Here is a 9734-nt window from a genome sequence, read left to right as displayed (position 1 = left end):
GCACCCCTCAGGAAGAGGACCCGCACCGCCATGACCGCCGCCACCCGCAGCGAACACGACCTGCTCGGAGACCGCGAGGTCCCCGCCGACGCCTACTGGGGCGTCCACACCCTGCGCGCCACCGAGAACTTCCCCATCACGGGCACGCCCATCTCCGCCTACCCGCACCTGATCGAGGCCCTCGCCGCCGTCAAGGAGGCCGCCGCCCTCGCCAACGAGGAACTCGGCCTGCTGGAGCCCGCGAAGGCCGCCGCGATCGTCACCGCCTGCCGGGAGATCCGCGGCGGCAAGCTGCACGACCAGTTCGTCGTCGACGTCCTCCAGGGCGGCGCCGGCACCTCGACCAACATGAACGCCAACGAGGTCGTCGCCAACCGGGCACTGGAACTGCTGGGCCACGCCCGGGGCGAGTACCGGCACCTGCACCCCAACGAGGACGTCAACCTCGGCCAGTCCACCAACGACGTCTACCCGACCGCCGTCCGGATCGCCACCGTCCGCGCGGTGCACGGCCTGCTCGACGCCATGGGCGTCCTCCAGGAGGCCTTCGCCCGCAAGGCCCGCGAGTTCCACGACGTCCTGAAGATGGGCCGTACCCAGCTGCAGGACGCCGTGCCGATGACGCTCGGGCAGGAGTTCTCCGCCTTCGCCGTCATGCTCGACGAGGACCGCAGCCGACTCGCGGAGGCCGTCGAGCTGATCCACGAGATCAACCTCGGCGCGACCGCGATCGGCACCGGCCTCAACGCCCCCGCCGGGTACGCCGAGTCGGCCCGCCGCCACCTCGCGGAGATCACCGGACTGCCGCTGGTCACCGCCGCCGACCTGGTCGAAGCCACCCAGGACTGCGGGGCGTTCGTCCAGATGTCCGGCGTGCTCAAGCGCATCGCCGTCAAGCTGTCCAAGACCTGCAACGACCTGCGCCTGCTGTCCTCCGGCCCCCGCGCCGGCCTCGGTGAGATCAACCTGCCGCCGGTGCAGGCCGGTTCGAGCATCATGCCCGGCAAGGTCAACCCCGTGATCCCCGAGGTCGTCAACCAGGTCGCCTTCGAGGTGATCGGCAACGACGTCACCGTCACCATGGCCGCCGAGGCGGGACAGCTCCAGCTCAACGCCTTCGAGCCGGTCATCCTGCACGCGCTGTCGGAGTCGGTCACGCACCTGCGCGCCGCCTGCCTCACCCTCGCGGAGCGCTGCGTCGCCGGCATCACGGCCAACACCGAGGTGCTGCGCGCGACCGTGGAGAACTCCATCGGCCTGGTGACCGCCCTGAACCCGCACATCGGGTACACGGCCGCCACCGACATCGCCAAGGAGGCCCTCGCCAGTGGCCGGGGGGTGGCCGAGCTCGTCCTGGAGAAGGGCCTGCTCCCGGCCGAGACGCTCGCCGCCCTGCTGCGGCCCGAGGTGATCGCGGGAACCGGCGCGAGCGCCACCTGAGCGGACGGCCGCCGCCCGGGCGCGGATCCGCCGGTGCCCCTGCGGCAACGGCCCGTGCCTAACCGCGGTGCGGAGGGTGTGGCGGACGGGGCGGCGGCGGGACGGCGGCCGTCCCGGGCGCCGTCTGCGGCCAGACCAGCAGGACCGGGCACGGCGCGTGGTCGACGACGAAGCGGCTCCTGGGGCCGAGGCTGCGCGGGCCGAGGTGGGTGCGGTCGCCGTCGCGGGCGAGGACGAGCAGGTCGGCGCCCTCGGCGGCGGCCACGACCTCGCGTTCCACACGGCCCGAGCGGTCCTGCCGGGTGCACGGGCGGCCCAGCCGCTCCGCGGCAGCGGCCAGGAGCCGTTCGCCCGCCGCGGCGGCCAGGTGCTCCATCCGGGTGCCGGGGTCGCGCTCGGGGCCCGCGCGGCCCAGCAGACCGGCGTAGGCGCCGTGCGCGACGCCCGGTGCCTCCAAGTCGGTCACGTGCAGCAGCACGACGTCGGCCCCCTGCGGGGCGTGGGCGCGCGCGGCGTCGACGCAGGCGGGCCAGGTGCCCTCGACGATCCAGACGATGACGGTCACGGTGTGCGGCCTTTCGATCGCGGGAGTGACACCCACAGTGCCACCCGACCGGGGCCGCGCGCGTCAGGTGCCGGCCTTGCGCTTGTTGTAGACGTCGAAGCCGACGGCCGCCAGCAGCACCAGGCCCTTGATCACCTGCTGGTAGTCGGTGCCCACGCCGACCAGTGACATGCCGTTGTTGAGCACGCCCAGCACCAGACCGCCGGTGAGCGCGCCGAGGACGGTCCCCACGCCGCCGCTCGCCGAGGCGCCGCCGATGAACGCGGCGGCGATCGCCTCCAACTCGAAGTTGATGCCGGCCTGCGGCGTACCGGCGTTCAGCCGCGCGGCGAAGACCAGCCCGGCCAGGGCCGCGAGGACGCCCATGTTGACGAAGGCCAGGAAGACGACCCGCTTGCTCTTCACCCCGGACAGCCTGGCCGCCGCCTCGTTGCCGCCGACGGCGTAGGTGTGCCGGCCGAGGATCGAGTTGCGCATCACGTACCCGAAGCCGACCAGCAGGACGCCGAGGACGAGCAGGACGATCGGCACGCCGTGGTAGCTGGCCAGCAGCAGCGTGAAGGCCACCACGGCCGCGGTGATCGCGGCGAGCTTCGCCAGGAACAGCCCGGCCGGGAGCGGTTCCAGCCCGTACGAGGCGGCCCGCCGACGGCCGCGGACCTCCTGGAGGATCGCGACGGCCAGCACCGCCAGACCCAGGAGCAGGGTGAGGTTGTGGTAGTCGGTGCTGGGGCCGACCTCGGGGAGGAAGCCGCTGGAGATGTTCTGGAAGCCCTTGGGGAACGGCGCCACCGACTGGCCCTGGAGGAGGATCTGGGTCCCCCCGCGGAACAGCAGCATGCCGGCCAGCGTGACGATGAACGAGGGGATCCCGAGGAAGGCGATCCAGAAGCCCTGCCAGGCTCCGGCGAGGGCCCCGATCAGCAGCGCGGCCGCCACCGCCACGGGCCACGGCAGGTGGTGCTCGACCGTCATCACGGCCGCGGCGGCCCCGACGAAGGCGGCGAGCGAGCCGACCGACAGGTCGATGTGCCCGGCGATGATGACGATCATCATGCCGATGGCCAGGATGAGGATGTAGCCGTTCTGCTGGATCAGGTTGGTGATGTTGAGCGGCTGGAGGAGGATGCCGTCCGTCCAGAACTGGAACAGCACCACGATCAGCCCCAGCGCGACCAGCATCCCGTACTGGCGCAGGTTCCCGCGCAGCGCTCGGGCCAGTACGGCACCGGCCGACGGGGGTCGGCGCGGCTCCGGGGCGGGGGGCGTCGTGTCGGGGGTGGTCTCGGTCTGCGCCATGCCTCACACCTGCTTGTCGGGGGATGCCGCGCTCATGGTCATGAGCCGCATGAGGGATTCCTGGGTGGCCTCGGCCCGGCTCAGCTCACCGGTGATCCGGCCTTCGGCCATGGCGTAGATCCGGTCGCACAGGCCCAGGAGTTCGGGGAGTTCGGAGGAGATGAGCAGGACCGTCGCGCCCCGGGCGGCGAGGTCGGCGACGACGGTGTAGATCTCGGCCTTGGCGCCGACGTCGATGCCCCGGGTGGGTTCGTCGAGGATCAGCACCTCCGGTTCGGCGAAGATCCACTTGCTGAGGACGACCTTCTGCTGGTTGCCGCCGCTGAGCTTGCCGGTCCTGGTGAACACCGAGGGGGCCTTGATGTTCATGCTCTGCCGGAACGATTCGGCGACCCGGGCCTCCTCGTGCCGGTCGACCCAGCCCCGCCGGGCGACCTTGCCGAGGGAGCTCAGCGTGATGTTCCGGCTGATGTCGTCGTCGAGGTCGAGGCCGAGCTGCTTGCGGTCCTCGGTCACGTACGCGATGCCGTGCCCGATCGCCTCCGGCACCGTCCGGGTCCGGATCTCCCGGCCGTGCAGCCGCACCCGGCCGCCGGTCCACCGTCCGTACGAGCGGCCGAAGACGCTCATGGCCAGTTCCGTGCGGCCGGCGCCCATGAGACCCGCGACACCGACGATCTCGCCTCGGCGGACGTTCAGCGAGACGCCGTCGACCACCTTGCGCCGCTGGTCGATCGGGTGCAGGACGGTCCAGTCCTCGATCTCGAAGGCGACCTCGCCGATCTCGGGGGTGCGTTCGGGGTAGCGGTGCTCCAGGTCGCGGCCGACCATGCCGCGGATGATCAGCTCCTCGCACACCCCCTCGGAACCGACCGCGAGGGTCTCCACGGTCCGCCCGTCGCGCAGGACGGTGACGGCGTCGGCGACCCGGGCGATCTCGTTCAGCTTGTGCGAGATGAGGATGCAGGAGACGCCCTGCGCCTTGAGCGCGAGGATCAGGTCGAGCAGCTTGCGGCTGTCCTCGTCGTTCAGGGCGGCCGTCGGCTCGTCCAGGATGAGCAGCTTGACCTTCTTGGCCAGTGCCTTGGCGATCTCGACCAACTGCTGCTTGCCGACGCCCAGATCGGCGATCCTGGTGTGCGGGCTCTCGTCGAGTCCGACCTGCCGGATCAGCGCGGCGGCGTGCGTCAGCGTCCGGCGCCAGCTGATGAAGCCCCGGGTGGCGTGCTCGTTGCCGAGGAAGATGTTCTCGGCGACGGACAGGTACGGCACCAGCGCCAGTTCCTGGTGGATGATGACGATGCCGCGCTGCTCACTGGAGCGGATGTCCCGGAACCGGCAGGGTTCGCCCTCGAAGCGGATCTCGCCGTCGTAGCTGCCGTACGGGTGGACCCCGCTGAGCACCTTCATCAGGGTGGACTTGCCGGCGCCGTTCTCCCCGCAGAGGGCGTGCACCTCCCCGGCGGCGACGGTCAGGTTGACCTCGGACAGGGCCTTGACCCCGGGAAACGTCTTGCTGATCGACCGCATCTCGAGAACGGGTCGGGCCATGGTTGCTCATCCGTATCGTCGGGGCGGTGCGGTGCCGGGCGGTCTCCCGGGCGTCGCACCGCCGGTTCGGCACCGGGCCCGCCGGTCGGACCCCGTGGGCTACTTGAGCTGGTCCTCGGTGTACTGACCGCTGTCCACCAGGACCTTGCGGTAGTTCTCCTTGTCGACGCTGACCGGCTGGAGCAGCTGCGCCGGTACGGTCTTGACGCCGTTGTCGTACTGGCCGGTGTCGTTGACCTCGGGCTTGCCGCCGGTCAGCAGCGCGTCGCCCATCTGGACGGCTGCCTTGGCCAGTTGGCGGGTGTCCTTGTAGACGGTCTGGGTCTGCTCGCCCGCGATGATCGACTTCACCGAGGCCAGCTCGGCGTCCTGGCCCGTCACGACGGGCAGGGGCCGGCCGGTGCCGTAGCCGACGCCCTTGAGCGACGAGATGATGCCGATCGAGATGCCGTCGTACGGCGAGAGCACGGCGTCGACCCGGGCGGTGGTGTACGACTTGCTCAGCAGGTTGTCCATCCGGGACTGGGCGAGACCGCCGTCCCAGCGCAGTGTGGCGATCTGGTTGAAGGAGGTCTGGCCGCTCTGCACGACCAGCTTCTTGTCGTCGATGTACGGCTTGAGGACGCTCATCGCACCGTTGAAGAAGAACGTGGCATTGTTGTCGTCCGGCGAGCCGGCGAACAGCTCGATGGTGAACGGGCCCTTGCCCTCCTTGAGGCCGAGCTTGTCGACGATGTAACTGCCTTGCAGGACACCGACCTTGAAGTTGTCGAAGGTCGCGTAGTAGTCGACGTGCGCGGTGCCGCGGATCAGCCGGTCGTAGGAGATGACGGGGATGCCGGCGTCGGCGGCCTTCTGCAGCACGTTGGTGAGCGAGGAACCGTCGATGGCGGCGATCACCAGCAGTCTGGCCCCCTTGGTGATCATGTTCTCCACCTGGGAGACCTGGTTCTCCACGACGTTGTCGCCGTACTGGAGGTCGGTCCGGTACCCCTTGGCCTGGAACTCCTTGACCATGTTGGTGCCGTCGTCGATCCAGCGCTCCGACGACTTGGTCGGCATCGCGATGCCGACGAGGCCTCCTTCGGCGTCCTTGCCGGCCGCGCCGCCGCCCGCTCCGTTGGCGCTCTGGCCGCAGGCCGCCAGCGACAGGGACAGACCCACGGCGACGAGGCCCGCTGAAAGCTTCCGCACGATTCCTCCAGTGATGTTCCGCGACCGGCACGGTGCGACCCGGCTGGGCGACCGGAAGCGGGTCGAGCGGAGCCGGACGAGCCGTTTCTCGCGCTGTGCGCGTCGGGGGGCGCACCGGCTCCGGCCTGGCGATACCTGAGTGTTAACGCTCACAAGAACGCCGTCAAGGGTCTGTTCGGGATCATCGACGGCGCAGGACGGTGGGGCGGGACCGCCCGGTTCACAGACCCCGGGCCAGCCGGTAGTACGCCTGGTTCCAGCGCAGCTCGCGCCGGAACCGCCGCGCGGTGGTGGTGTGGTCGACGAGGGCGAGTTCCAGGCGGAGCATCTCCGCCAGGTCGTCCAGATGGTCGGCGGTCAGGGCGGTGCTGAGGACGGTGTGGTGCGGCCCTCCGGCCGTCAGCCACGACTCGGCGGAGGTCCGCAGGTCGGGACGGGGCCGCCAGACCGCGCGGGCGACGGGCAGCGCGGGCAGCGGATGCGGCGGCGCCACCACGTCGACGTCGTTGGCGATCAGGCGGAAGCGGTCGCCGAGGTCGGCGAGACCGACCACGACGGCGGGGCCCGGGGCGGCGTCGAACACCAGGCGCACCGGGTCCTCCCGCCCGCCGATGCCGAGGGGGTGGATCTCGCAGCGGGGCCGCGCGGCCGCGAGCGTGGGGCAGACCTCCAGCATGTGCGCGCCGAGCACGAGCTGCTGCCCGGCCGTCAGGTCGTAGGTGTAGTCCTCCATGAACGAGGTGCCGCCCGGGAGACCGGTGGCGGCCACCTTGAGGGCCCGCAGCAGGACGGCGGTCTTCCAGTCGCCCTCTCCTCCGAATCCGAGCCCCTGGGCCATGAGCCGCTGCACCGCGAGGCCGGGCAGTTGACGCAGTCCGCCCAGGTCCTCGAAGTTGGTGGTGAAGGCCCCGAAGCCGCCCGTCTCCAGGAAGGTGCGCAGGCCGGCCTCGATGCGGGCCGCGTACCGCAGCGCGTGGTGGCGTTCGCCTCCCGGCCGCAGGCCCGGCGTCAGGTCGTACAGGTCCTCGTACTCCTTGACGAGGGACGTCACCTCGCTCTCGTCCGCGCTGTCGACGACCTCCACCAGGTCGTTGACGGCGTAGGTGTTGACGGAGACGCCGAGGCGCAGCTGGGCCTCGACCTTGTCGCCTTCGGTGACGGCCACGTCGCGCATGTTGTCGCCGAAGCGGGCCACCTTGAGGGTGGCCAGTTCGGACCGCGCGACGGCCGCCCGCGCCCACGTCTCGACGCGCGCGGTCGTCACGGGATCACTGACATGGCCGGCCACGGTCTTGCGGGGGACACCGAGGCGGGCCTGGACGTGTCCGAACTCGCGGTCACCGTGGGCGGCCTGATTGAGGTTCATGAAGTCCATGTCGATGGTGTCCCAGGGCAGGGCCACGTTCGACTGGGTGTGCAGGTGCAGCAGGGGCTTGCGCAGCGCGTCCATGCCGGCGATCCACATCTTGGCCGGCGAGAACGTGTGCATCCAGGCGATGAGCCCGATGCACCGGTCGTCGGTGTTGGCGTCGAGGCACGTCCGGCGGATGGAGCCGGCGTCCGTCAGGACCGGCTTCCACACCACGCGCGCGGGTAGGCCGGGTACGTCGGCCAGCACGGCGGCGATCCGCCGTGACTGTTCGGCGACCTGCTGCAGCGTCTCCTCCCCGTACAGGCCCTGGCTGCCGGTGAGGAACCAGATCTCCTGGGCGGGGGGTGTGGGGCTGGGCACATGGACTCCTGAAGGTGGCGTCCCGCACGGCGTCGAGGGCGGCGGGGCGAGGGAGCGGGGAAACGGGGGAGCGGGGAAGCGGGGGAGCGGGGGCCGACGAAAGGGCGGGGCCGGCCCGTTCACCGTGCCGTGTTGCGGATGTTCCTCAGGCGGTGCAGCAGGCCGCTGGTGCCGAAGTGGTCGTGCAGCAGCCGGTACTCGGCGAAGAGGGCGTCGTAGGCGTCGGCTCGCGCCGCGTCGGGCGTGAAGACGGCGGGCCGGCGGCGGCCCATGGCGGCGGTGGCGGTGCGCACGTCGGGGTGCGCGCCGGCGGCCACGGCGGCGTGGATGGCCGATCCGAGGGCGGGGCCCTGGTCGGACGCGGCGAGCGAGACGGGGCGGCGCAGCACGTCGGAGCAGATCTGCATGAGCAGGTCGTTCCTGGCCAGGCCGCCGGCGACGATGAACTCGTGGACCGGTATGCCGCCCCTCTCCAAGGCCTCGACGATGATCCGGGTGCCGAACGCGGTGGCTTCGAGCAGCGCGCGGTAGACGTCCTCGGGGCGGGTGGCGAGGGTGAGGCCGACGACGACTCCGGAGAGGTGGTGGTCGACGAGGACCGAGCGGTTGCCGTTCAGCCAGTCGAGGGCGACCACCCCGTGCCCGCCGACCGGCTGGCGGGCGGCCTTGCGGGTCAGCAGGGTGTGCAGGTCCTCGCCCCGGTCGGCGGCCTCGGCGAGGTAGTCCGACGGGAGGCCTTGGTCCAGCACCCAGGCGAAGATGTCGCCGACCGCGCTCTGGCCGGCCTCGTAGCCGTAGGCCCCCTCGACGATCCCGCCGTTCACGACGCCGCAGATGCCGGGGACCTCGGCGAGGACCGGAGCGTTCACCACGTGGCAGGTGGAGGTGCCCATGATGGCGAGCAGCCGGCCGTCCTCGACGGCCTGGGCCGCCGCCGCGGTGACATGGGCGTCGACGTTGCCCGCGGCCACGGCGGTGCCGGGGCGCAGCCCGGTCAGGGCCGCCGCCTCGGTGCTGAGCGAGCCCACGCGTGAGCCCAGCGCGGAGAGCGGGAACGCGAGGCGGGTGCGGGCGAAGTCGGCGAACCGGGGGTCGAGCGCGCCCAGGTACTCCTCGCTCGGATAGGCGCCGTCCTGGTGGATGCCCTTGTATCCGGCCGTGCAGGCGTTGCGGGACTCGGTTCCGGTCAGTTGCCACACGATCCAGTCCGCGGCCTCGATCCACCGCGCGCAGGCCTCGTAGACGAGCGGATCCTCCTCCAGGACCTGGAGGGCCTTCGCGAACTGCCACTCGGCGGAGATCCGGCCGCCGTAGCGGGCGATCCACTTCTCCCCGCGGGCGTGGGCGAGTTCGTTGATGCGGTCGGCCTGCGGCTGCGCCGCGTGGTGCTTCCACAGCTTGGGCCAGGCGTGCGGCCGTCCGGCGAGCTCCGTCTCGGCGAGGGGGGTTCCGTCGGCCAGCACGGGCAGGACGGTGCACGCGGTGAAGTCGGTGCCGATACCGATCACCGCGGCCGGGTCGATCCCGGCCGCCGCCACGGCCTCCGGGACGGCGTGGCGCAGTACGTCCCGCCAGTCCTGCGGGTGTTGCAGGGCCCAGTCCGGAGGAAGGCGCGCCCCGCCGTGCGGCAGCTGCCGGTCGATGACGCCGTGCCGGTAGGTGTGGACCGCCGCGGCCAGCTCCTGGCCGTCGCGCACGCGCACCACCACGGCGCGGCCCGACAGGGTGCCGAAGTCGACGCCGACCGTGTACCGCTCCGCTTCGGCGGGGCACGGGGTGGGCGCGAGGGGGTGGGATGAGGTCAAGGGAGTGCCTTTCGAGGGAGCCGGGGCTGCGCGGCCCTCCGTAGTGTTAGCGCTAACAATGAGGCGGGGCAAGAGGTGTGCACGGGTTCCTCCGTGGATTTCCGTCGCGGGGGGAGGGGTGGGGGGGGGGGGGCGCCCCCCCCCCCCC

At 71.6% G+C, this 9734-nt stretch carries 7 protein-coding genes; 1 reads left to right on the top strand and 6 read right to left on the bottom strand.

Going from position 1 to position 9734, the window contains the following annotated elements:
- The first annotated feature begins 30 nt into the window (after window positions 1-30).
- Window positions 31-1440, top strand: coding sequence for an aspartate ammonia-lyase (aspA, locus tag LG632_RS28145; RefSeq protein ID WP_226730462.1), 1410 nt, complete (start codon window positions 31-33; stop codon window positions 1438-1440).
- 58 nt (window positions 1441-1498) lie between these two features.
- Here aspA and LG632_RS28140 read toward each other — a convergent pair whose 3' ends face one another.
- The 6 genes from LG632_RS28140 to araB form a co-directional block, all read right to left on the bottom strand.
- Entirely contained in the window at window positions 1499-2005 is a 507-nt protein-coding gene (locus LG632_RS28140; RefSeq protein WP_226730459.1) for a universal stress protein, read from the bottom strand.
- 63 nt (window positions 2006-2068) lie between these two features.
- A complete protein-coding gene (gene mmsB, locus LG632_RS28135; RefSeq protein WP_226730457.1) occupies window positions 2069-3304 on the bottom strand; it encodes a multiple monosaccharide ABC transporter permease in 1236 nt (411 codons plus the stop codon).
- Window positions 3305-3307: 3 nt separating this feature from the next.
- A complete protein-coding gene (gene mmsA, locus LG632_RS28130) occupies window positions 3308-4855 on the bottom strand; it encodes a multiple monosaccharide ABC transporter ATP-binding protein (protein ID WP_226730455.1) in 1548 nt (515 codons plus the stop codon).
- A gap of 99 nt (window positions 4856-4954) precedes the next feature.
- Window positions 4955-6049 carry a multiple monosaccharide ABC transporter substrate-binding protein gene (gene chvE / locus LG632_RS28125; RefSeq protein WP_308109339.1) on the bottom strand — a complete coding sequence of 365 codons (1095 nt, stop codon included), beginning with the start codon at window positions 6047-6049 and terminating at the stop codon, window positions 4955-4957.
- 220 nt (window positions 6050-6269) lie between these two features.
- Entirely contained in the window at window positions 6270-7781 is a 1512-nt protein-coding gene (araA, locus tag LG632_RS28120; RefSeq protein WP_226730454.1) for an L-arabinose isomerase, read from the bottom strand.
- 119 nt (window positions 7782-7900) lie between these two features.
- The gene (gene araB / locus LG632_RS28115) at window positions 7901-9586 is read right to left on the bottom strand and encodes a ribulokinase (protein WP_226730452.1); all 1686 of its coding nucleotides are present in this window, start codon (window positions 9584-9586) and stop codon (window positions 7901-7903) included.
- Window positions 9587-9734: the final 148 nt, after the last annotated feature.

The organism is Streptomyces antimicrobicus, from assembly GCF_020532625.1.
Taxonomy (GTDB): domain Bacteria; phylum Actinomycetota; class Actinomycetes; order Streptomycetales; family Streptomycetaceae; genus Streptomyces; species Streptomyces antimicrobicus.
Note: the sequence above shows the minus strand (reverse complement) of the source record. Positions and strands in the feature narration are given on the sequence as shown.